We start from the raw sequence: 21,299 nt of genomic DNA, 5'->3' as shown, positions 1-21,299 counted from the left end.
GCCATAAAAAAATATCCCCTCCAAGTCTCACTTGAACCCTCATGATAACATGAAGGTTTTTTTAAGTGTCTACTTAAAGGGGATAATACCAATAGATGCAGGGCTTTTATTTGTAGATGTCGCTTCCAACAAAGGAAATTTCCAACTCACAAATAAAAATTTAGAATTTAGTCTCAATCTCTTTAGCGATCTCCGCATAGATTGTACCAATGTTTGTATCCGCTTTATATACAGATGGTGAGAAGTCTGGCTCAGAGATATGGTTATCTGGTGCTCCAAGTGGAATCTGAGCAAGTAGACGTGTATGCAAGCTTTCAGCAAGCTGTCCACCGCCTCCACGACCAAACACATAGTCCTTTTCTCCACAACTTCCGCATTCATAATACGCCATATTCTCGACGACACCAAGCAGCTCGTGTTCGGTCTGAATAGCCATTGCTCCTGCGCGTGCCGCAACAAAAGCAGCTGTTGCATGTGGCGTTGTGACGATGATCTCTTTGCTATGGGGTATCATCTGATGTACATCCAACGCAACGTCACCTGTCCCTGGAGGTAAATCAAGCAGCATGTAATCGAGTTCTCCCCAATTCACATCGGTAAAGAATTGACGAAGCATACGACCTAACATAGGGCCACGCCAGATCACAGGATTGTTCTCACGGATAAAGAATCCCATCGACATAACTTTAACACCGAATCGTTCTACCGGTTGAATAACCCCATCTTCTACTACAGGATATTCTTCAATCCCCATCATGTCCGGCACACTGAAGCCATATATATCAGCATCAATTAAGCCGACCTTTTTACCTTGACGCGCCAGAGCAACTGCTAAGTTCACTGTCACAGTGGATTTACCAACGCCACCCTTACCACTTGCAATTGCAATGTAACGTACACCAGATTCAGGGCTCAACAATTCGTGTCCACCTAAACCTGCTGCGTGACCTTTGACGAGAACTTCTTCGTCACTTGGGTCTTGTTGAATATCACCTTCTGAAAGGTTCTGACGTTCATGCTCAGACGCTGCCCTAAAGCGAATATGTACATCCTCTATTCCATGCTGGGACAAAAGATTACGTGCAGCATCACTTAGAGCTGTTGTATCCTCAGGTTGGTTGTCCAACGTCACGAGAGTAATGGCTACATGATGTTCTTTCACCATAACATCGCGAACCCACTGCAGTTCGGTCAGACTAACTCCCAATTGTGGTTCTTGTAGTGGTTGCAATAGTTCAAGTATCTGTTCTTTTGATAACATCAGACAGCACCTCAGCTTTATCTATTGGCATGTATTAGGTATGCTGTATCAATTATATCATTACGAGTCTAATTGTGACTAACTTTTAGGGCGTTCTCCAGAGGAATATCGCAGAATCCCGTTATAGATGGAGGCTGCAACCTTGCGCTGATACGTTTCATCTGCAAGCATTCGCGCCTCTTCTGGATGAGAGAGGAAGCCTACTTCCACTAGAGCAGACGGTATCTTTAATGCCTGAAGTAAGTACACCGTATTTACCGTTTTAGCAATGCGATCTGTATTTTCCAGATTCCTTATCATCTCTTGCTGAAGCAGATTTGCTAACCCTTCATTGTCAACATGGTTTGGTGTATAAAATACCTGTGCCCCGCTCCAGCGGTTAGAAGGAACACTATTCATATGAATGCTAATAAACAAATCTGCTTGCTTGTCCTCAATCCGTCTAACTCGTTGTTTCAGATCTTCTGTTTTACGTTTGGAGTAACCTCTTGTATCCGCTTCTGCAAGATCCGTGTCGATCTCTCGTGTCATAACGACCAATGCACCTGCTTGTTGTAAGTAGTCCCGCACATATAAGGCGATGGAAAGATTAATGTCTTTTTCGATTACCCCCTGCTTACTCACAGCTCCCCCATCTGGGCCACCATGTCCGGCATCAATTGCGATAACTTTGCCAGCAAGAGGCAAGCTCCAATATCCAGAAGTCTTGGATGAAGGAATCTCATACGTAGCCACACCCACTAACATTGCTAACAAACAAAGACTCAGCAGCACTCTCTTCACTGTACGTAGACGTATCCATACTACAAAATGCTTTCCCCTATTTTTACGCATAAAAAAACCACCTCGCCCCTATAAATGACTCTAATCATCTATATGGGACAAGATGGACAAATATAACCTTTAGGACTGGACTTGCTCAGCCATTCCCTCAATCAGTACCTCAGCTACCTCTGGACGTGTAAACTCAGGTGGTGGACATTCTCCATTGCGAAGCAATCCACGTACCTTAGTTCCAGACAACGTCATATGATGCTCTTTACCATGTGGACAAGTTTTACTGGATGCCATATTACCACATTTGGTACAAAAGAAGCTATGCTCGAAGAACAGCGGCGTAATGTCCAATTCTTCAGCTGTGAAGTTAGAGAAGATTTCTTGAGCTTCATAGGTACCGTAATAATCACCCACACCAGCATGATCACGACCAACAATAAAATGAGTACAACCGTAATTTTTACGCACCATAGCATGGAAAATTGCTTCACGTGGGCCTGCATATCTCATGGCCGCTGGAAACACACCTAGAAGTGCACGATCGGCCGGATAATAGTTCTCCAGCAACACCAAGTAGCTCTTCATGCGCACATTAGCTGGAACGTCATCAGACTTCGTTTCACCTACCAGCGGATTAAGGAACAAGGCATCTACGATCTCCATCGCGCTTTTCTGAATGTACTCATGTGCACGGTGAACTGGATTACGAGTTTGAAAGCCAACTACTGTTCTCCAGCCTTTCTCCTGAAAAGTTTTTCTGGTCTCAGCTGGATCGAAGTAAAATTGCTCAAACCTCGCTGGTTTAGGACGATTTAACACTTGAATTGGACCTCCCACATACGTTGCAGGTCGCTCCAGCAATTTTTTCACACCAGGATGCTCAGGATCATCTGTTTTGAACACTTGACGTGCTTCTTCGCCCTGATCCACCTTGTAAACACTCTGGACTTCCAGCAAGCCATAAGTGATTCCATCGTCTTGCCCCACCAAAGCCACCTTCTGTCCAATCTGGAGCTCAGCAGCCTGCTGATCGTCTACAGCAAGCGTGATCGGGATACTCCATACCGTACCATCTGCCAACCGCATACGTGATACAACAGAGAGATAATCCTCCTCATTCAAGAAACCCGTCAGTGGAGAAAATGCACCCACACCAATCAGATCCAGGTCAGAGATCGTCCATGTGTTAATACGCAGTGAAGGTAGAGCCTCACTTTCCCGCAGTAGTTGTTCCCGTTCTTCTCCTTGTACGACACGCTGTACTAGCGTACCTCCATGAGGCAGAATTGAAGTCATCTTGTCAGCTCCCTATTCAATATTAATTACAACAATGAAAAAGTATCACAGAAGTCAATTACTGGTTTGGTTACGGAAACCTCAAGGTTTGTTAATATCGAGCCATATGCTTATATAATTGTACCATTTATTGGTTATGCTTGTTTCTTACAATATGAAAATTATTTGTGCAGTCCACACTCAGTCTTGTCATTGCCCGACCAGCGTCCCGCACGCGGATCTTCTCCAGGCATGACTTGACGTGTGCAATACTCGCATCCGATACTCGGATAATTCTGATCATGTAGTGGGTTGTAAACGACGTTGTTTGCACGAATGTAGTCCCAGACATCTTCGGAAGTCCAGTGAGCAATCGGATTGAATTTCATAAGACCGAATTTTGCATCATACTCCACTTTCTTGGAGTTAGCACGAGTTGGTGCTTGATCTCGACGTATGCCTGTAATCCAAGCATCATACTGAGATAGTATACGTGTCAGAGGTTCTACCTTACGGATATTACAACAAGCATTAGGATCCGATTTCCACAACTCTGCTCCATGCACTGCCTCTTGCTCTTCAGGCGTAATTTTAGGTGATACGCGCACAAAATCTAAATTGTACTTTTCTTGCATAAGGTCCCGAGTTTCATACGTTTCTTTAAAATGAAAGTCCGTGTCCAAGTAGAACACATCCGTAGATGGACTAATCTTTTGCAGCATATCTACTAACACAACATCCTCCGCACCAAAGCTGCATGCAAATGTAATGTTGGGAAATGTGTCAACCGCATAACGAATAATATCTTCTGGGCTAGCAGATTCTAATTCCTCAGCTTTTGTCCGGGCAAGCTCCTCTTTTTCAAGCAAGTTCATTTTGTATTTCCCCCAATCAACAATTGTAAATCTAAAACCGACTAATCTAATATGAATTATGTTTAGTATAAATCTTTCTTAGGGGATGTCAATGCCTGCCATATGGTAAAAAAGAGCATACTTTGCTTCACTTTGACGTTATAAATGAGCCATCAATTAGTGATTCAGTTACCCTCTATCCCTGCTAAAAGGAATAGATGTGAATCAATACAGCGCACACTAAGCCAGTACATCACTTATGGTGATCGCCAGCAATCCTTTGCCCCTACTGGGTTTACAGACATTATAAGAGTGAAGATTATGCAGCTCTTTATGCCTATATTGTCTAACTGTAGTGGCAGATAAGTGCGCTTATACCTAGAACTTAGATCAGGGATTACTCAGAGATATGTAAGCGAGTTTTATTGAAACTATAAGAAAGACTGATGGATTGTTAGGCCGCTTCACTAGGTTATTGTGCTTATGAATTGAGATATTAAATACCTCAAGTTTTTCGTATGATCTAATCTGTCCGAAGGAATAGGTTCAGAACCAATAGGTTCAGAAGGAAATGAGACTCTATAATGAGCTATGTAGTTTCTATTCGTGTTCAGGGAAGGAAACAAGATGTGAAAGGTGTAAGAGGATAATTAAAAAACGAGACAGAGCTCAATTGTGAGAACCTGTACATTTGTCCTCAAGCCTCGAGGGAATGAAACAACCTGCATCAGAGAGTATTGGATCCGCATAGGCAGGCAGGGTGGTCATTTTAGATACAAAAAACCCCTGGCCAAGGCCAGAGGCTTGTAATACATATTAACGTTTGGAGAACTGAGGAGCGCGACGAGCGGCTTTGAGACCGTATTTTTTACGTTCTTTCATCCGTGGGTCACGAGTCAGGAATCCTGCTTTTTTCAGGGATGCACGGTACTCAGGATCTGCTTTCAACAGAGCACGAGAGATACCGTGACGGATAGCGCCGGCTTGACCGGAGATTCCGCCACCATGAGCGATAACCAAAACGTCATAGTTGCTGAGCGTTTCTGTCAAAGTCAGTGGTTGTTTTACGATCAGTTTGAGTGTTTCCAAACCGAAGTATTCATTAATATCACGTTTATTGATGACAATGCGTCCTTCACCCGGTACAAGGCGAACACGTGCTACCGAATGTTTACGACGACCTGTCCCATAGTATTGTACTTGTGCCATGAAACTGTCCTCCTTTTAATTAGCCGCGAAGTTCGTAAACTTCTGGTTTTTGTGCTGCATGTGGATGCTCAGTGCCTCTGTACGCTTTAAGTCTCAGCTTCATTTTCTCGCCCATGCGAGTTTTTGGAAGCATACCGCGAACAGCCAGTTCCAACATACGCTCAGGTTTGTTTTTAACCATCTCTTCAGCAGTAGTTACTTTCAAACCACCTGGGTGCATCGAGTGACGGTAGTATTTCTTACCTTGCATTTTTTTACCAGTCAATACGATTTTCTCAGCATTGATGATAACAACGAAATCGCCAGTGTCCACATGTGGAGTGAATTGTGGCTTATGTTTGCCGCGGATCAAAGCAGCTGCTTCGCTCGCCAAACGTCCGAGGGTTTTGCCTTCAGCATCAATGATGTGCCATTGGCGCTCAACTTCGTTAGGCTTCGCCATGTACGTAGTACGCATGAAAAGTTCCTCCTTAAAATGTTCAAAATCATCATTTTCATTTATCTTCGTTCATTAAGTTATAACTTTAGGTGTTGATGGATTAGTTGTTGCGATGTGAACCTCTTAATTGGGGCTGTGGGAAAGCCATTAAGAAAACACAACTTTTATATTACATGATAGGAGATTAAATCGCAAGTGTTAATTAAGCTTTTTACTCACCAAATTTAATCTTTTTTGTATTCAAGATCCCAGAGCATTAAACCACAGCTAACTGCAGTTGGTCCTGCAGCAGATCGATTACATGCAGCAATCATATTCGGTACATCAGAGGCTTTCCGTTTGCCCTCTCCGATCTCCAGCAGTGTACCTACAATGATACGAACCATATGCTGCAAGAAGCCGTTACCACTCACATAAATGTGAATGACACCTTGATCGCGCGGATGATCCCTACACATTGAACGGTCTACTTCCATCCATGCTTCGTATACCGAACGTACATGATTCTCTTTCTGAGACTTGCGTGAAGCAAAGGAAGTGAAATCATACGTACCTATAAAGTGACGCAGTCCCTCCTCCATGGCCGCAGTGTCCAGTTTGGCATGGTGATGATATTGCAGTCGTCTGTTGAAAACATCCGGAAATTGATTCGCATTAACAGTGTACCGATACGTTTTCTTTTTCGCTGCATAGCGAGAATGAAAATCCGCTGGCACTTCCAATGCATCAATAACGACAATATCCGATGGTAATCTGGAGTTGAGTGCAATACACCAACGCTCAATTGGAATCTGGGACGCTGTAGGAAAATTGAAGATTTGTCTGCGGGCGTGAACGCCTGCATCCGTTCGGCCTGAACCCGTAATTTTAACTGTCTCACCGGTTAATGCACGAATAGCATCTTCAAGATGGTCCTGAATGGTATTACCTCCCGGCTGTACTTGAAAGCCGTAATAGGCTGTTCCATCGTAAGTTACCGTCATACATAAGTTGCGCATCATAACCACACCTTTGTTCCATACTATACATATGCCTATCCCGAACAGCAAAAGAAGCCCCTTACGGAGCTTCAATTACAGCACGAATTCCGAATGAAGAGAAAAAAAGGGTTAACCCAGAATCGTTGACTCTGTCCCCTTTCCTCATCTCATCTGTTCTACGCGCGGTCTACCAGTTCCAAGTAAACCATTGGCGCTGCGTCACCACGACGAGGTCCCAGTTTCAGGATACGAGTGTATCCACCTGGACGCTCAGCGTAACGACCGGACAATTCGCTAAACAGTTTTTGGATTGCATCTTGCTCACCATCGATAGTTTCACGGCGAACATAAGCTGCCACTTGGCGACGGGCGTGAAGATCTCCCTTTTTCGCTTTAGTGATCAGTTTTTCAGCAATAGAGCGAACCTCTTTTGCTTTCGCTTCAGTTGTCTGAATGCGTTCATATAAGAACAGGTCGGTTACCAGGTCACGGAACAAAGCTTTACGCGCGCTGGAATTACGGCCCAACTTTTGGTATGCCATTGTTTTCCCTCCTTCACTTCAAGCACTCGGCTGTCTATTCTTCTGTACGGAGTCCCAAACCAAGCTCTTCAAGCTTCTCTTGAACTTCTTCCAAAGACTTACGTCCGAGGTTACGGACTTTCATCATGTCTTCTTCAGTTTTCGTAGTCAGCTCTTGTACGGTATTAATACCAGCACGTTTGAGGCAGTTGTAGGAACGAACAGAGAGATCCAGCTCTTCGATCGTCATTTCGAGTACTTTTTCTTTTTTGTCTTCTTCTTTTTCGACCATGATCTCTGCATCTTTCGCTTCGTCTGTAAGACCCACGAAGAGCATCAAGTGCTCGGTCAAAATTTTAGCGCCGAGGCTTACAGCCTCTTCAGGACGAATACTTCCGTCAGTCCAAACTTCCAACGTGAGCTTGTCATAGTTGGTCACTTGGCCGACACGCGTATTTTCCACAGCGTAGTTTACGCGGCTGATCGGGGTGAAGATGGAATCGACAGGGATGACGCCGATCGGCTGGTCATCGCGTTTATTCCGATCTGCCTGGACGTAGCCGCGACCGCGATTGGCAAAAATACGCATGTGAAGTCTCGAACCTGGTCCGAGCGTAGCAATGTGAAGATCCGGATTAAGGATTTCCACATCGGAGTCAGCACGGATATCTCCTGCCGTAATTGCTCCTTCGCCTTCAGCATCAATCTCGAGAACTTTCTCCTCGTCGGAATGAATCTTAAGCGACAAAGCTTTCAGGTTAAGAATAATCTCCGTTACATCTTCCATTACGCCAGGAACTGTAGCAAATTCATGCAGAACGCCATCGATTTGAACCGAAGACACTGCCGCACCCGGCAGTGAGGAAAGCAAGATTCGGCGAAGCGAGTTTCCAAGCGTCGTACCATATCCACGTTCCAGCGGTTCTACTACGAATTTCCCATAGGTGCCATCATCGTTGACGTCTACCGTCTCAATTTTCGGCTTTTCGATTTCAATCACTGCAATACCCCTCCTTCAAAACGTCGGTCCTCTATGAAACATTTACCTTCTCTTGCGAAAACATGCAGTACTATGCCTAAACAACCATTATTAGCAGATTGTGCCGGAAGTATACCACACGCAGGGGCAAATCTCATTAGACACGACGACGTTTTGGAGGACGGCATCCGTTATGCGGGACTGGAGTTACGTCTTTGATCAGGTTAACTTCAAGACCAGCAGCTTGCAAAGAGCGGATCGCTGCTTCACGGCCTGCGCCTGGTCCTTTAACCATAACCTCAACGGCTTTCATCCCATGTTCCATTGCAGCTTTGGCAGCAGTCTCAGCAGCCATTTGTGCAGCAAACGGAGTCGATTTACGGGAACCTCTGAATCCGAGGCCGCCGGAGCTTGCCCACGAAATTGCGTTTCCGTGAGGATCCGTAATAGTAACGATAGTGTTATTGAAAGTGGAACGGATATGTGCCACGCCAGATTCAATATTTTTACGGTCACGACGTTTAGTACGTACGACTTTTTTCGGTTTAGCCATTTTCTCTTATCCCCCCTTATTATTTCTTCTTGTTCGCTACTGTACGACGAGGACCTTTACGAGTACGAGCATTCGTTTTCGTACGTTGTCCACGAACAGGCAGACCACGACGATGACGAACTCCACGGTAACAACCGATCTCCGTCAAACGTTTAATATTCAAAGAGATTTCACGACGCAGGTCACCTTCAACTTTGACCTCTTTGTCGATACTTTCACGCAATTTGCTGACTTCATCTTCCGTCAAATCACGAACACGAGTGTTCTGATCGATGCCTGTAGAGCTCAGAATTTTCTGGGAAGTCGTTTTACCGATTCCGAAAATATAAGTCAAGGCGATCTCAACGCGCTTATCACGTGGCAAATCCACACCAGCTATACGTGCCATTTTACGCTACACCCCCTTCATTAACCTTGTTTTTGTTTGTGTTTCGGATTTTCACAGATAACCATTACATTCCCTTTGCGGCGAATGACTTTGCATTTTTCGCAAATCGGCTTGACCGAAGGTCTTACCTTCATGTGAATTACCTCCTCAAAGTTCTGCTTAGCAAAACTCTCTTCGTAAGCATTGACCTTGTTCTACTATTGTAAAACCGGCTTCGAAGCTTTCGCAAGTTTTGCCGGGCAAAACCCGCTTCATAAGCTTCACAGTTCATTGCAACTGTCTACTACTATTTACGGTAAGTTATACGACCTTTTGTTAGATCATAAGGCGATAACTGAACAACTACTTTGTCTCCAGTCAGGATACGGATAAAGTGCATCCGCAACTTTCCGGAAACGTGAGCGAGAATTTGATGACCGTTCTCAAGCTCAACCTTGAACGTTGCATTCGGTAGCGGTTCGAGAACCGTACCTTCCACTTCAATGACATCTTCCTTAGCCATTAGTCAGTCTCCTTTCTCTTCAGCTTGAATGTTGGTGGATTCCAGAAACGAATGCACCGCATAGCGGAGCTTTCCGTTTGTCACCCGACCACTCTCGTTTAAACTGTTTACGACCTCGCTGCTAATCATCGGTTGGAGCTCAAGATGAAGAATGTTCTTCTTCTTGGGTTGATCAAACTTACGTTTGTCTCCATCCGCAATATATACGAACCTCGCGTCCGCTATAGCAACAATTACTGCGGCTTGGTCCGCATTGCGGCCTTTACGGATCTTCACAAGTTGACCGAGCTGCGGATTAGACTGATTATTCATGCCTTATCACCTACGCATTCAGTTTTGTGAAAATTTCCATGCCATCTGGTGTAACTGCTACGGTGTGTTCAAAGTGGGCACATAACGATCCATCAACAGTTACGACAGTCCAGTTATCTTCCAACGTTTTTACATACCGTCTACCTACGTTAACCATCGGCTCTATGGCCAGCACCATGCCCGCTTTGAGCCGTGGTCCTCGATCAGGAAGACCATAGTTCGGAATCTGTGGCTCCTCATGCAGATTGGCTCCTATGCCGTGACCGACATATTCACGTACTACCGAAAAACCAGCATCCTCAATATATTTCTGAATCGCATGAGATATTGTAAACAAGCGAACGTCAGGTTTCACTTGCGCCAGACCTGCGTACAATGAAGCCTCCGTAACGTCTAGGAGACGACGGGCTTCTTCAGAAATACGGCCAACTGGATAAGTCCAGGCTGAATCTCCGTGATACCCTTGGTACTGCGCGCCGATGTCAAACGTAACAATATCGCCCTCGTTCAACTTGCGTTTGCCGGGAAATCCATGCACCAACTCTTCATTCACTGAAGCGCACACACTGGCAGGGAAACCGTTATAACCTTTGAAAGACGGCACAGCTCCTTGACTGCGGATAAATTGTTCGGCCATATGGTCAAGTTCTCCAGTCGTAATACCGGGTGAGATATGTTCTGCTAAGAGGCGATGAGTTTCCGCTACGATTCTCCCTGCTTCTCGCATCAAACCCAGTTCCGTTTCTGACTTACCAATGATCATTCAATTAACCTCTCAGTAAGGACACGATTTGTTGAGAAACTTGATCGATATCCTGCTCTCCATCCATTTGACGAAGAAGAGCTTTGTTCTCATAAAACGTGAGGAGTGGTGCTGTTTTGTTGATATACTCGTCCAGACGCGTGCCTACGCTCTCTTCATTATCATCAGAGCGTTGGTACAACTCTCCGCCGCATTTATCACAAATACCTTCCTGCTTAGGCGGATTGAATACGACATGATACGTGGCTCCACAGTTTTTACAAAGCCGACGACCCGTTAAACGAGCCAACAGTTTGTTGCGATCCACTTTCAGGTTAATCACATGATCAAGACCTGAATTCAGTCGATCCAGAATGCCATCGAGCGCTTCTGCTTGAGACAAGGTTCTTGGAAAACCATCCAAGAGAAACCCTTCTCTGCAGTCCTGCTGCTGCAATCGTTCTTCAACGATGCCGATTGTAACATCATCTGGTACAAGCAATCCTTGATCCATATATTCCTTGGCTTTCAAACCAATGGGAGTTCCCTGTTTGATCGCAAGGCGAAATGCATCGCCTGTTGAAATATGGGGAATACCGAACTCTTTCACGATGACTTCTGCTTGCGTTCCTTTTCCTGCCCCCGGAGGGCCCATGAATAGGATGTTCACGTTATGTCACTCCCTCCAAGACTACCCTACATCAACAAACAGCACAATAGGTGCCGGCAAGTAAATCTTCACTCGACCGGTACCTATTGCCTATTTATTGATAAAACCTTTGTAGTGGCGTTTGATCAATTGGCTTTCGATTTGCTTCATCGTATCCAGCGCAACACCGATAACGATCAGGAGGGATGTTCCTCCAATTTGCGCTGATTGAGGCAAACCAGAAAGTGCCCCTAAGAATACAGGCAGAACGGAAATGACTGCCAAGAAGATGGCTCCGGCCATTGTCAAACGAGTCATGACACGGGTCAGATATTTCTCGGTTGCTTTACCCGGGCGGATGCCTGGGATGTAACCGCCGTTCTTTTTCATATTATCAGCCATCTGCTGAGGATTCATCTGTACGAAAGTATAGAAGAATGTGAAACCGAAGATCATCACGACATACAACAACATACCAAGAGGTTTGTGTGTAGTCAGATTCTGACCGATCCACTGTGCCCATACGCGATCTGCCCAGAAGTTGGCGATAATCGTTGGGAACATCAACAGCGATGATGCGAAGATGACAGGGATAACACCTGCTGCATTAATTTTCAGCGGGATGTGTGTATTCTGTCCACCGTACATTTTGTTACCTACGACACGTTTAGCGTACTGTACAGGAATTTTCCGAATCGCCTGCTGAATGTAAATGACACCAATGATGATCAGCACAATTACAATTGCGATGATTACACCCTTGAGAATGTTCATGAACAATTGATCAGGTTGGATAAAGTCGGATTCGATCGTTTGTTTGATAATGTTAGGCACCGTTGATAGGATACCCGCGAAGATCAAAATCGAAATCCCGTTTCCTATGCCCTTCTCGGTGATCTGCTCACCAAGCCACATCAGGAATGAAGTACCGGCCGTAAGTACAATCGCAATCAAGATATAATCTGCAAAAGTTGCATTAGGAATCATGTCAGTATTGTACAAGCGATTGAATCCGATCGACGTACCAAACGCTTGAACCAATGCCAACCCTACCGTTAAGTAACGGGTCAACTGTGCAGATTTCTTCTTACCTTGTTCACCTTGCTTTGCCCACTCCGCTAATTTAGGTATAACGTCCATGGAAAGCAACTGTACTATGATAGACGCAGTGATGTAAGGTACGATTCCGAGTGCAAATATCGAGAACTGGAACAGTGCTCCACCCGAAAACGTATTGAGAAGTCCAAAAACTTCTTTACCCGCAGAATTTGTCGCTTCGAACACATCTTTGTTGACACCGGGAACGGGAACAAAGGAGCCGATGCGGTAAATGATCAGTACAAAAAGGGTAAATAATACCCTTTTGCGCAGATCCTCAACCCGCCAGATATTCTTTAGGGTCTTGAACATTAAATCACCTCGGTTGTACCGCCGGCAGCTTCAATTTTCTCCACCGCAGATTGAGAAAACTTATTAGCTTTAACAGTCAGCTTCACAGTGACTTCACCGTTACCCAGGATTTTGATTCCGGATTTAGCGTTTTTAACTACGCCGTTCGTCATCAAGAATTCTGGAGTTACTTCAGTACCCGCTGCAAAACTGTTCAGGTCTTCAATATTCACAACTGCAAATTCTTTGCGAGTTGGGTTTACGAAACCACGTTTTGGCAATCGACGATACAATGGATTTTGTCCACCTTCGAAGCCTGGACGAACACCACCGCCAGAGCGAGAGTTTTGTCCTTTGTGACCGCGACCTGATGTTTTACCTGTACCACTACTTGGACCGCGACCAACACGCTTACGCTCTTTACGAGATCCAGGAGATGGAGAAAGCTCATGTAACTTCATCGTTCGTTGCACCTCCTTAAAGATTTGTGGGATTAACCCGTTATTAAGCTTCTACTTCTTTTACAGCTACCAAGTGGCTTACTTTGTTAATCATACCACGGATGGCAGGATTATCGTTTTGAACCACTTTGCTGTTGATTTTGCGCAATCCCAATGTTTTCACAGTTGTTCTTTGCGTCTCCGGACGTCCGATCAAGCTACGGACGAGGGTAATTTCTAATTTAGCCATGAGAATTCCCTCCTAACCCAGAAGCTCTTCGACGGATTTTCCGCGCAGTTTAGCCACGTCTTCAGCACGCTTCAAACGGGACAAACCTTCCAAAGTCGCATTGACCATGTTCATGGAATTCGAAGAACCCAGAGATTTTGTCAAAATGTCACCCACACCAGCAAGTTCGAGAACCGCACGTACAGGACCACCAGCGATAACACCAGTACCTTCAGATGCTGGTTTCAACAGCACGCGTCCTGCGCCGAACTTACCTGTTACCAAGTGAGGAATCGATGTTCCTACGAGTGGAACGTGTACAAGGTTTTTCTTAGCGTCTTCAATACCTTTGCGAATTGCATCAGGTACTTCGCCCGCTTTACCGATACCAGCTCCAACCCAGCCGTTGCCGTCGCCGACTACAACTAGTGCGCTAAAGCTGAAACGGCGTCCGCCTTTTACTACTTTAGCTACGCGATTAATATTTACAACTCTTTCAGTCAGTTCCAAAGTATTCGGATCTACACGCAAGTCGTTAACCTCCTTTTGAAAAATATCTTAAAACTCAAGTCCTGCTTCACGAGCCGCTTCAGCCAATGCTGCGATACGACCATGGTACAGATAACCACTACGGTCAAATACGATGTTGGAAACACCTTTGTCTTTCGCACGTTTAGCAACGAGTTCGCCAACTTTACGAGCTGATTCAACAGATGCACCATTTTGAATGCCGCTGCTCAATTCTTTGTCTACGGTAGACGCGGAAGCGATTGTTACACCAGCTACATCATCGATGATTTGAGCATACATATGTTTACCAGAACGGAATACGTTCAAACGTGGACGTGCTGCCGTTCCTTGGATTTTCTTACGAACACGAAGGTGTCTTTTCAGACGAGCCTTATTTTTATCTGGTTTCGTAATCATCTCAGGGATTCACTCCTTTCAGGTTACCTCGCTGGCTTCAAAGCAGAAGCCACGGGGTATATTAGAAACACACGAAGCAAGCAAGCCGAAAGCCGCGCAAAGGCGGTAAGAGAAATCTTATTTCTTCTTACCGGCTTTACCTTCCTTACGGATGATACGCTCGCCTTCATATTTAATACCTTTACCTTTGTATGGCTCAGGTTCACGAACGGAACGGATTTTAGCAGCGTAAGCTCCTACGCGCTCTTTGTCGATTCCGCGAACGATGATTTTCGTATTCGAAGGAACTTCGAATTCGATTCCCGCTTCCGGTGTAATTTCAACCGGGTGAGAGTATCCAACGTTCAGAACGATTTTATCTCCGGATTTGCTTGCACGATATCCGACCCCAACCAGCTCCAGAGATTTTGCGAATCCTTCAGTAACGCCGCTCACCATGTTGTTTACAACGCTACGCGTTGTGCCGTGCAAAGAACGGTGAGTTTTGTTATCGGAAGGACGCACAACTGTAATTTCGTTGTTCTCAACTGTTACCTTCATATCTTTATGAAGTTCACGAGTCAGAGTTCCTTTTGGTCCTTTTACCGTAATAACGGTGTTGTCCAGTGTGATGTCCACACCACTTGGTACTGTAATTGGTTTGCGACCAATACGAGACATATGTTGCACCTCCTATCTTGTGACGTTATATTACCAAACGTAGCAGACTACTTCGCCGCCGGATTTTGATTGACGAGCTTCTTTGTCCGTCATGATACCTTTGGATGTTGAGATGATCGCGATTCCCAGGCCACCAAGTACACGAGGTACTTCGTTGCTTTTCGTGTAAACACGAAGACCAGGTTTACTGATTCTTTTCAGACCAGTGATAACGCGCTCGTTATTTTGACCGTATTTCAGGAAAACACGGATAATCCCTTGTTTGTTATCATCGATAACTTCAGCATCACGGATGAAACCTTCACGCTTCAGAATATCGGCGATTTGTTTTTTCATTGTCGAAGCAGGCATTTCTACTGTTTCGTGGCGAACAGTGTTCGCGTTACGAATACGAGTAAGCATATCTGCAATTGGATCAGACATAGTCATTGTGAGTTAACCTCCTTCCCGTTCAGGACTTTTTACCAGCTTGCTTTTTTCACGCCAGGGATCTGGCCTTTATAAGCTAATTCACGGAAGCAAATTCTGCAAATTTTGAACTTCTGCAGTACCGAATGTGGACGTCCGCAACGCTCACAGCGTGTATAAGCACGTACTTTAAACTTTGGTGTACGTTGTTGTTTAACTTTCATCGAAGTTTTTGCCACTTAGCCTGACACCTCCTAAATAATTTCGGAGAAAAGGGAGTCTTTCCAGACACCCGGAAACGTTATGCCAACATTATTTAACGAAAGGCATTCCCAGTTGCGTGAGCAACTCACGGGACTCTTCGTCTGTTTTCGCCGTTGTTACGATGACAATATCCATACCGCGGACTTTGTCTACTTTATCATATTCGATCTCTGGGAAGATCAATTGCTCTTTAAGACCCAGTGTATAGTTACCACGACCATCAAAAGCTTTGCTTGAAACACCGCGGAAGTCGCGGACACGTGGAAGTGTTACGTTAAGCAATTTATCGAGGAAGTAATACATACGCTCGCCGCGCAATGTCACTTTCACACCGATAGGCATGTTCTCACGCAGTTTGAAACCTGCGATAGATTTTTTAGCACGAGTGATTACAGGTTTTTGACCTGCGATCAGTTGCAAATCGTTTACTGCGGAATCCAACACTTTGGAGTTTTGGACAGCGTCGCCCACACCCATGTTGATAACGATTTTCTCGATTTTCGGCACTTGCATTACCGTTGTATAGTTAAACTTCTGCATCAAAGCAGGAGCGATTTCTTGCAGGTAACGTTCTTTCATTCTTGATGCCATGAATCATAGCCCTCCTTTCTCATTCGGTTCAATTAGTCGATAATTTCTCCGGAACGTTTAGCAACGCGCACTTTCTTTCCGTTATCCAACACTTTGTAACCAACACGGGTTACATTTCCGCTCTTCGGATCGATGTGCATTACGTTTGAAACGTGAATCGGAGCTTCCTTCTCGATAATGCCGCCTTGCGGATTTTGCTGGTTAGGCTTCTGGTGTTTTTTCACCATGTTAACACCTTCCACAAGGACGCGGTTCTCACGAGGATAAGCAGCGATGACACGGCCTTTTTTACCTTTGTCTTTACCGCTGATCACCATAACCGTATCTTCCTTTTTAACGTGAAGTTTGTTGTTATGGGATTCCAGAACTTTTTTCACTCTTGGCATTTCGTACACCTCCTGTTTCTAACATCACGAGATTAAGCTTTAGATAACTTCTGGAGCCAAGGAAACGATTTTCATGAAATCTTTGTCGCGAAGTTCACGAGCAACAGGTCCGAAAATACGTGTTCCACGAGGGCTTCTGTCGTCTTTGACAACAACCGCTGCATTTTCATCAAAACCGATGTAGGAACCGTCTTTACGACGTATAGAACGTTTAGTACGAACGACAACCGCTCTAACTACATCACCTTTTTTGACAACGCCGCCTGGTGTTGCTTGTTTTACAGAACAAACGATCAAGTCACCGATTTGAGCTGTACGACGTCCAGTACCGCCTAGTACGCGGATACACATCAATTCCTTCGCGCCGGAGTTGTCAGCTACAGTCAAACGTGTAAATGGTTGGATCATTTAGAATTCCTCCTTTCAGCTATGCTGTATATGCATTAGATGATAACCGCTTTTTCTACGACTTCAGTAAGTCTCCAGCGTTTATCTTTCGAAAGCGGACGAGTCTCCATGATTTTCACCGTGTCACCGATTTTCGCAGTGTTTTCTTCGTCATGCGCTTTGAACTTTTTAGTAACCTTAATGCGCTTATGGTACAATTTGTGGTTTTTGTAGGTTTCTACAGCAACAACAATCGTTTTATCCATTTTATCACTGACTACTTTACCAGTTTGCACTTTACGTGCGTTACGTTCTTCGCTCATTGTTGGCCTCCTTCCTGATTACGGACGGATTATATATCCGACCCTAATTAACCGATTCCCAATTCTCTTTCACGGATAATGGTTTTAGCACGAGCTATTTCTTTCCGCACATCACGGATTCGAGTCGGGTTATCCAGCTGACCGGTAGCGAGTTGAAAGCGGAGGTTAAAGAGTTCTTCTTTAAATCCGGCAATCTTTTGCTCGATTTCAGCAGAGGTTAGGTTGCGAAATTCACTAGCTTTCATTTGCTTCACCACCCAATTCTTCACGTTTCACGAACTTCGTTTTGATTGGCAGTTTGTGAGCGGCAAGACGCATTGCTTCGCGTGCAATCTCCTCCGGTACACCAGCAAGTTCAAACATGATCTTACCTGGTTTCACTACTGCAACCCATTTTTCTACGTTACCTTTACCGCTACCCATCCGAACCTCGAGAGGCTTTTGAGTGATTGGCTTGTCAGGGAAGATCTTAATCCAGACTTTACCACCACGTTTGATGTAACGAGTCATCGCAATACGAGCCGCTTCGATTTGACGGTTCGTAATCCAAGCCGGTTCCGTAGCTTGCAGACCGTATTCGCCAAAGTTCAGCGTAGTTCCGCCTTTAGCTTGGCCTTTCATATGTCCGCGTTGTTGCTTACGGTGTTTTACACGTTTTGGTACCAACATGATTAGTTGCCTCCTTCCTTAGCAGCTTGTTTCTTAGCCGTAGGAAGAACCTCTCCACGATAGATCCATACTTTTACGCCGATACGTCCGTAAGTAGTATGAGCCTCTGCTGTACCATAGTCAATGTCAGCACGCAGTGTGTGCAGTGGAACAGTTCCTTCGCTGTAGCCTTCAGAACGTGCAATCTCAGCTCCGCCAAGACGTCCGCCTACTTGAGTTTTAATACCTTTTGCGCCAGAACGCATAGTTCTTTGAATAGCTTGTTTCAGAGCACGACGGAAAGAAACACGACGTTCCAATTGTTGTGCAATGCTTTCTGCTACCAGGACTGCATCCAGGTCTTGGTTCTTAATTTCAGAGATGTTAATGTGTACTTTTTTACCGCCAGCAATTTTCGTAATTTGGTTACGAAGATTTTCTACTTCAGATCCACCTTTACCGATTACCATACCTGGTTTCGCAGTGTGAATCGTTACGTTTACGCGGTTAGCCGCTCTCTCGATCTCAACACGAGACATAGCGGAGTCTTTCAATTTATTTTTCAGGAATTCACGAATTTTCACGTCTTCCATCAAAAGATCACCGAAGTCTTTGCCTGCATACCACTTAGATTCCCAGTCACGGATAACTCCGACACGGAGTCCGACTGGATTTACCTTTTGGCCCACACGTTTCCCCTCCTTTTACTTTTCAGATACCACCAAAGTGATGTGGCTAGTACGTTTGTTAATACGACTTGCACGTCCCATTGCACGAGGGCGGAAACGTTTCATTGTCGGTCCTTGGTTCACGTAAGCTTGCGAGATAACCAAGTTATTAACATCCAAAGAATAATTATGTTCCGCGTTCGCAATAGCGGAGTTGAGCAACTTCTCAACGATTGGAGAAGCAGATTTCGGAGTGTGACGGAGAATGGCAACCGCCTCACCTACTTGCTTGCCGCGAATCAAGTCAACAACGAGTTGAACTTTACGAGGAGCAATCCGGATAAACTTAGCATGTGCTTTTGCTTCCATTGTGTAACCTCCTCTCAAACATTAAAGATGTTCATTTATCTTCTTGTTTTCTTATCATCATCAGTATGGCCTTTGTACGTACGGGTTGGAGCGAACTCACCCAGTTTGTGTCCGACCATGTCCTCAGTTACATACACTGGCACGTGCTTACGACCGTCGTAAACGCCAAATGTGTGTCCGATGAATTGTGGGAAAATTGTAGAGCGACGGGACCAGGTTTTGATAACGTTCTTTTTACCTGACGCTTCCATCTCTTCTACCTTCTTGAGCATGTAGCCATCAATGAATGGCCCTTTTTTCAAACTGCGACTCATGTGGAGATCCTCCCTTCAAACGTAGCTATTATGCATCCGCAGATGCCTCACGAAGTCATGCACAGTGTGTATTACTTCGTGCGGCGGCGAATGATGTATTTATCAGAAGCTTTATTTTTCTTACGCGTTTTGAAACCAAGAGTAGGTTTACCCCATGGTGACATTGGCGATTTACGTCCGATTGGAGCACGACCTTCACCACCACCGTGAGGGTGATCGTTAGGGTTCATTACCACACCACGAACTTCAGGACGTTGTCCCAACCAACGGCTACGACCGGCTTTACCGATTTTGATGAGCTCGTGGTCTTGGTTACCAACGGATCCGATTGTCGCACGGCAAACTTTAAGAATACGACGAACTTCTCCGGAAGAGAGACGAACGGAAACGTATTTTTCTTCTTTACCAAGCAACTGAGCTTCTGTACCAGCAGCACGAACCAATTGTCCGCCTTTACCTGGTTTCAACTCGATGTTGTGGATAACGGTACCTACTGGAATGTTTTCGAGTGGCAACGCGTTACCAATTTTGATGTCTGATTCAGGTCCGGAGAACACTTGATCTCCAACTTTCAAACCTTTAGGAGCGATGATGTAACGTTTCTCACCATCAGCATAGTGAATCAGAGCGATGTTAGATGTACGGTTCGGGTCATACTCAATTGTAGCAACGCGGCCCGGTATTCCATCTTTAGTACGTTTGAAGTCAATGATACGGTATTTACGTTTGTGTCCACCACCATGGTGACGAACTGTAATTTTACCTTGGTTGTTGCGGCCTGCTTGTTTGCTAAGCGGGGCAAGCAACGATTTCTCCGGCTTATCTGTGGTGATTTCCTCAAATGTAGAAACGGACATGTTCCGTCTTGCCGGGGATGTTGGTTTATACTTTTTGATTGGCACTGGGTTTCCCTCCTTACTTCAACAATTTCAATTATACAGTTTCAAAGAACTCAAGCGTTTTGCTGTCTTGTGTCAGCGTTACAAACGCTTTTTTCCATTCGCTAGTATATCCGGAATAACGTCCGTACCGTTTCGGTTTAGCTGGAACACGAAGTGTGTTCACGTTTTTCACTTTTACGTTGAAAATAGCTTCTACCGCTTTTTTGATCTCGGTTTTGTTTGCACGGATATCGACTTCAAATACATATTTCAAGTCGTTCATCATGTCAGCAGTACGTTCCGTAATAATCGGACGTTTTACAATATCACGAGGATCCTTCATTACGCGAGCACCTCCTCTACCTTCTGAACTGCTTCTTTCGTAATGATCAGTTTGTCGTGCGCAAGCACGTCAAGAACATTAATGCCGTCAGCAGCTACGAATTTCACGCCTGGAATATTCCGTGCGGAAAGAGCTACATTATCATCATAGCTAGGTGCTACGATCAAAGCTTTGCGTCCTACTTTGAGGTTATTCAAAATAGCTGCAAATTCTTTAGTTTTAGGTGTGCTCAATGCGAGAGCATCCAAAACGATAATGTCATTGTCAAGCACTTTGGATGAAAGAGCTGATTTGATCGCCAAACGGCGAACTTTCTTAGGCAGTTTGTATGCATAGCTCCGTGGTGTCGGACCAAATACGATACCGCCGCCTTTCCATTGTGGAGAACGAATCGAACCTTGACGAGCGCGACCTGTACCTTTTTGTTTCCAAGGCTTACGTCCACCGCCACGTACTTCAGAACGTCCTTTTACTTTGTGGGTACCTTGACGAAGGGAAGCGCGTTGCATAAGAACTGCATCGTACAGAACGTGTTGATTCGGCTCAATTCCGAAAACCGCATCGTTCAATTCAACTTCACCTACTTGGCTACCATCTACATTGTAAACTGATACTTTTGGCATTTTGTGTT

At 45.0% G+C, this 21,299-nt stretch carries 36 protein-coding genes; all 36 read right to left on the bottom strand.

Annotated features, from left to right (window positions below; genetic code table 11):
- Window positions 1-160: 160 nt before the first annotated feature.
- The 36 genes from salA to rplD all read right to left on the bottom strand — a co-directional run bounded on the left by salA (window position 161) and on the right by rplD (window position 21,291).
- Window positions 161-1,261 (bottom strand): iron-sulfur carrier protein/transcriptional regulator SalA, encoded by a 1,101-nt coding sequence (gene salA, locus J2T19_RS26760; RefSeq protein WP_307221376.1) that lies wholly within the window; start codon window positions 1,259-1,261, stop codon window positions 161-163.
- A 78-nt stretch (window positions 1,262-1,339) separates the two neighbouring features.
- Entirely contained in the window at window positions 1,340-2,095 is a 756-nt protein-coding gene (gene cwlD / locus J2T19_RS26755; RefSeq protein WP_145053323.1) for an N-acetylmuramoyl-L-alanine amidase CwlD, read from the bottom strand.
- 69 nt (window positions 2,096-2,164) lie between these two features.
- On the bottom strand, window positions 2,165-3,334 hold the full coding sequence (gene sat, locus J2T19_RS26750; protein ID WP_307221373.1) for a sulfate adenylyltransferase: 1,170 nt from the start codon (window positions 3,332-3,334) through the stop codon (window positions 2,165-2,167).
- A gap of 161 nt (window positions 3,335-3,495) precedes the next feature.
- Window positions 3,496-4,188, bottom strand: a complete 693-nt coding sequence (locus J2T19_RS26745; protein WP_307221372.1) for a phosphoadenylyl-sulfate reductase — start codon at window positions 4,186-4,188, stop codon at window positions 3,496-3,498.
- 795 nt (window positions 4,189-4,983) lie between these two features.
- Window positions 4,984-5,376 (bottom strand): 30S ribosomal protein S9, encoded by a 393-nt coding sequence (rpsI, locus tag J2T19_RS26740; RefSeq protein WP_056697740.1) that lies wholly within the window; start codon window positions 5,374-5,376, stop codon window positions 4,984-4,986.
- A 19-nt stretch (window positions 5,377-5,395) separates the two neighbouring features.
- Window positions 5,396-5,833 (bottom strand): 50S ribosomal protein L13, encoded by a 438-nt coding sequence (gene rplM, locus J2T19_RS26735; RefSeq protein ID WP_024633564.1) that lies wholly within the window; start codon window positions 5,831-5,833, stop codon window positions 5,396-5,398.
- A gap of 206 nt (window positions 5,834-6,039) precedes the next feature.
- Window positions 6,040-6,813 carry a tRNA pseudouridine(38-40) synthase TruA gene (gene truA / locus J2T19_RS26730; RefSeq protein WP_145053373.1) on the bottom strand — a complete coding sequence of 258 codons (774 nt, stop codon included), beginning with the start codon at window positions 6,811-6,813 and terminating at the stop codon, window positions 6,040-6,042.
- Between the two features lie 158 nt (window positions 6,814-6,971).
- Window positions 6,972-7,337, bottom strand: coding sequence for a 50S ribosomal protein L17 (gene rplQ, locus J2T19_RS26725; RefSeq protein WP_017692102.1), 366 nt, complete (start codon window positions 7,335-7,337; stop codon window positions 6,972-6,974).
- A gap of 34 nt (window positions 7,338-7,371) precedes the next feature.
- Window positions 7,372-8,316, bottom strand: coding sequence for a DNA-directed RNA polymerase subunit alpha (locus tag J2T19_RS26720; RefSeq protein ID WP_024633566.1), 945 nt, complete (start codon window positions 8,314-8,316; stop codon window positions 7,372-7,374).
- A gap of 136 nt (window positions 8,317-8,452) precedes the next feature.
- Window positions 8,453-8,848: a 30S ribosomal protein S11 gene (gene rpsK, locus J2T19_RS26715; protein ID WP_017692100.1), complete on the bottom strand. Its 396-nt coding sequence runs from the start codon at window positions 8,846-8,848 to the stop codon at window positions 8,453-8,455.
- Window positions 8,849-8,867: 19 nt separating this feature from the next.
- A complete protein-coding gene (gene rpsM, locus J2T19_RS26710) occupies window positions 8,868-9,236 on the bottom strand; it encodes a 30S ribosomal protein S13 (RefSeq protein WP_128103670.1) in 369 nt (122 codons plus the stop codon).
- 20 nt (window positions 9,237-9,256) lie between these two features.
- On the bottom strand, window positions 9,257-9,370 hold the full coding sequence (rpmJ, locus tag J2T19_RS26705) for a 50S ribosomal protein L36 (protein ID WP_003333770.1): 114 nt from the start codon (window positions 9,368-9,370) through the stop codon (window positions 9,257-9,259).
- Window positions 9,371-9,522: 152 nt separating this feature from the next.
- A complete protein-coding gene (gene infA / locus J2T19_RS26700) occupies window positions 9,523-9,738 on the bottom strand; it encodes a translation initiation factor IF-1 (protein ID WP_017692098.1) in 216 nt (71 codons plus the stop codon).
- Window positions 9,739-9,741: 3 nt separating this feature from the next.
- Window positions 9,742-10,050, bottom strand: coding sequence for a KOW domain-containing RNA-binding protein (locus tag J2T19_RS26695; RefSeq protein ID WP_056697726.1), 309 nt, complete (start codon window positions 10,048-10,050; stop codon window positions 9,742-9,744).
- Between the two features lie 10 nt (window positions 10,051-10,060).
- Window positions 10,061-10,813 carry a type I methionyl aminopeptidase gene (gene map / locus J2T19_RS26690; RefSeq protein WP_145053329.1) on the bottom strand — a complete coding sequence of 251 codons (753 nt, stop codon included), beginning with the start codon at window positions 10,811-10,813 and terminating at the stop codon, window positions 10,061-10,063.
- 4 nt (window positions 10,814-10,817) lie between these two features.
- Complete coding sequence (locus tag J2T19_RS26685) at window positions 10,818-11,462, bottom strand: adenylate kinase (RefSeq protein ID WP_145053330.1); 645 nt, start codon at window positions 11,460-11,462, stop codon at window positions 10,818-10,820.
- A 90-nt stretch (window positions 11,463-11,552) separates the two neighbouring features.
- Window positions 11,553-12,851 carry a preprotein translocase subunit SecY gene (gene secY / locus J2T19_RS26680; protein ID WP_145053332.1) on the bottom strand — a complete coding sequence of 433 codons (1,299 nt, stop codon included), beginning with the start codon at window positions 12,849-12,851 and terminating at the stop codon, window positions 11,553-11,555.
- Window positions 12,851-13,291: a 50S ribosomal protein L15 gene (gene rplO, locus J2T19_RS26675; protein ID WP_056697714.1), complete on the bottom strand. Its 441-nt coding sequence runs from the start codon at window positions 13,289-13,291 to the stop codon at window positions 12,851-12,853. Before rplO ends, secY begins: the two co-directional genes overlap by 1 nt.
- A gap of 43 nt (window positions 13,292-13,334) precedes the next feature.
- Window positions 13,335-13,520, bottom strand: a complete 186-nt coding sequence (rpmD, locus tag J2T19_RS26670) for a 50S ribosomal protein L30 (protein WP_017692092.1) — start codon at window positions 13,518-13,520, stop codon at window positions 13,335-13,337.
- A 12-nt stretch (window positions 13,521-13,532) separates the two neighbouring features.
- Window positions 13,533-14,030 carry a 30S ribosomal protein S5 gene (gene rpsE / locus J2T19_RS26665; RefSeq protein WP_017692091.1) on the bottom strand — a complete coding sequence of 166 codons (498 nt, stop codon included), beginning with the start codon at window positions 14,028-14,030 and terminating at the stop codon, window positions 13,533-13,535.
- A gap of 27 nt (window positions 14,031-14,057) precedes the next feature.
- Complete coding sequence (gene rplR / locus J2T19_RS26660) at window positions 14,058-14,426, bottom strand: 50S ribosomal protein L18 (RefSeq protein WP_056697711.1); 369 nt, start codon at window positions 14,424-14,426, stop codon at window positions 14,058-14,060.
- Between the two features lie 117 nt (window positions 14,427-14,543).
- On the bottom strand, window positions 14,544-15,086 hold the full coding sequence (rplF, locus tag J2T19_RS26655) for a 50S ribosomal protein L6 (protein ID WP_017692089.1): 543 nt from the start codon (window positions 15,084-15,086) through the stop codon (window positions 14,544-14,546).
- A gap of 30 nt (window positions 15,087-15,116) precedes the next feature.
- Entirely contained in the window at window positions 15,117-15,515 is a 399-nt protein-coding gene (gene rpsH / locus J2T19_RS26650; RefSeq protein ID WP_017692088.1) for a 30S ribosomal protein S8, read from the bottom strand.
- A gap of 32 nt (window positions 15,516-15,547) precedes the next feature.
- Entirely contained in the window at window positions 15,548-15,733 is a 186-nt protein-coding gene (locus tag J2T19_RS26645) for a type Z 30S ribosomal protein S14 (protein ID WP_013312154.1), read from the bottom strand.
- Window positions 15,734-15,806: 73 nt separating this feature from the next.
- The gene (rplE, locus tag J2T19_RS26640; RefSeq protein ID WP_128103676.1) at window positions 15,807-16,349 is read right to left on the bottom strand and encodes a 50S ribosomal protein L5; all 543 of its coding nucleotides are present in this window, start codon (window positions 16,347-16,349) and stop codon (window positions 15,807-15,809) included.
- A 32-nt stretch (window positions 16,350-16,381) separates the two neighbouring features.
- The gene (rplX, locus tag J2T19_RS26635; RefSeq protein ID WP_145053336.1) at window positions 16,382-16,735 is read right to left on the bottom strand and encodes a 50S ribosomal protein L24; all 354 of its coding nucleotides are present in this window, start codon (window positions 16,733-16,735) and stop codon (window positions 16,382-16,384) included.
- Window positions 16,736-16,774: 39 nt separating this feature from the next.
- On the bottom strand, window positions 16,775-17,143 hold the full coding sequence (rplN, locus tag J2T19_RS26630) for a 50S ribosomal protein L14 (RefSeq protein ID WP_056697703.1): 369 nt from the start codon (window positions 17,141-17,143) through the stop codon (window positions 16,775-16,777).
- A 35-nt stretch (window positions 17,144-17,178) separates the two neighbouring features.
- Window positions 17,179-17,445 (bottom strand): 30S ribosomal protein S17, encoded by a 267-nt coding sequence (rpsQ, locus tag J2T19_RS26625; protein ID WP_056697701.1) that lies wholly within the window; start codon window positions 17,443-17,445, stop codon window positions 17,179-17,181.
- 47 nt (window positions 17,446-17,492) lie between these two features.
- The gene (rpmC, locus tag J2T19_RS26620) at window positions 17,493-17,690 is read right to left on the bottom strand and encodes a 50S ribosomal protein L29 (RefSeq protein WP_017692083.1); all 198 of its coding nucleotides are present in this window, start codon (window positions 17,688-17,690) and stop codon (window positions 17,493-17,495) included.
- Window positions 17,680-18,114 carry a 50S ribosomal protein L16 gene (rplP, locus tag J2T19_RS26615; protein ID WP_017692082.1) on the bottom strand — a complete coding sequence of 145 codons (435 nt, stop codon included), beginning with the start codon at window positions 18,112-18,114 and terminating at the stop codon, window positions 17,680-17,682. Before rplP ends, rpmC begins: the two co-directional genes overlap by 11 nt.
- Window positions 18,115-18,116: 2 nt before the next feature.
- Entirely contained in the window at window positions 18,117-18,782 is a 666-nt protein-coding gene (gene rpsC / locus J2T19_RS26610; protein WP_056697698.1) for a 30S ribosomal protein S3, read from the bottom strand.
- A 15-nt stretch (window positions 18,783-18,797) separates the two neighbouring features.
- The gene (gene rplV / locus J2T19_RS26605) at window positions 18,798-19,130 is read right to left on the bottom strand and encodes a 50S ribosomal protein L22 (RefSeq protein ID WP_024633583.1); all 333 of its coding nucleotides are present in this window, start codon (window positions 19,128-19,130) and stop codon (window positions 18,798-18,800) included.
- 35 nt (window positions 19,131-19,165) lie between these two features.
- Window positions 19,166-19,444 carry a 30S ribosomal protein S19 gene (gene rpsS, locus J2T19_RS26600; protein WP_056697694.1) on the bottom strand — a complete coding sequence of 93 codons (279 nt, stop codon included), beginning with the start codon at window positions 19,442-19,444 and terminating at the stop codon, window positions 19,166-19,168.
- 71 nt (window positions 19,445-19,515) lie between these two features.
- Window positions 19,516-20,346 (bottom strand): 50S ribosomal protein L2, encoded by an 831-nt coding sequence (gene rplB, locus J2T19_RS26595; RefSeq protein WP_056697692.1) that lies wholly within the window; start codon window positions 20,344-20,346, stop codon window positions 19,516-19,518.
- A 31-nt stretch (window positions 20,347-20,377) separates the two neighbouring features.
- Entirely contained in the window at window positions 20,378-20,668 is a 291-nt protein-coding gene (gene rplW / locus J2T19_RS26590; protein WP_024633586.1) for a 50S ribosomal protein L23, read from the bottom strand.
- A complete protein-coding gene (rplD, locus tag J2T19_RS26585) occupies window positions 20,668-21,291 on the bottom strand; it encodes a 50S ribosomal protein L4 (protein ID WP_056697690.1) in 624 nt (207 codons plus the stop codon). Before rplD ends, rplW begins: the two co-directional genes overlap by 1 nt.
- Window positions 21,292-21,299 lie beyond the last annotated feature (8 nt).

The organism is Paenibacillus tundrae (assembly GCF_030812775.1).
GTDB lineage: Bacteria > Bacillota > Bacilli > Paenibacillales > Paenibacillaceae > Paenibacillus > Paenibacillus tundrae_A.
The sequence above is the reverse complement of the archived record's forward strand: the minus strand, read 5'-3'. Positions and strand labels throughout refer to the sequence as shown.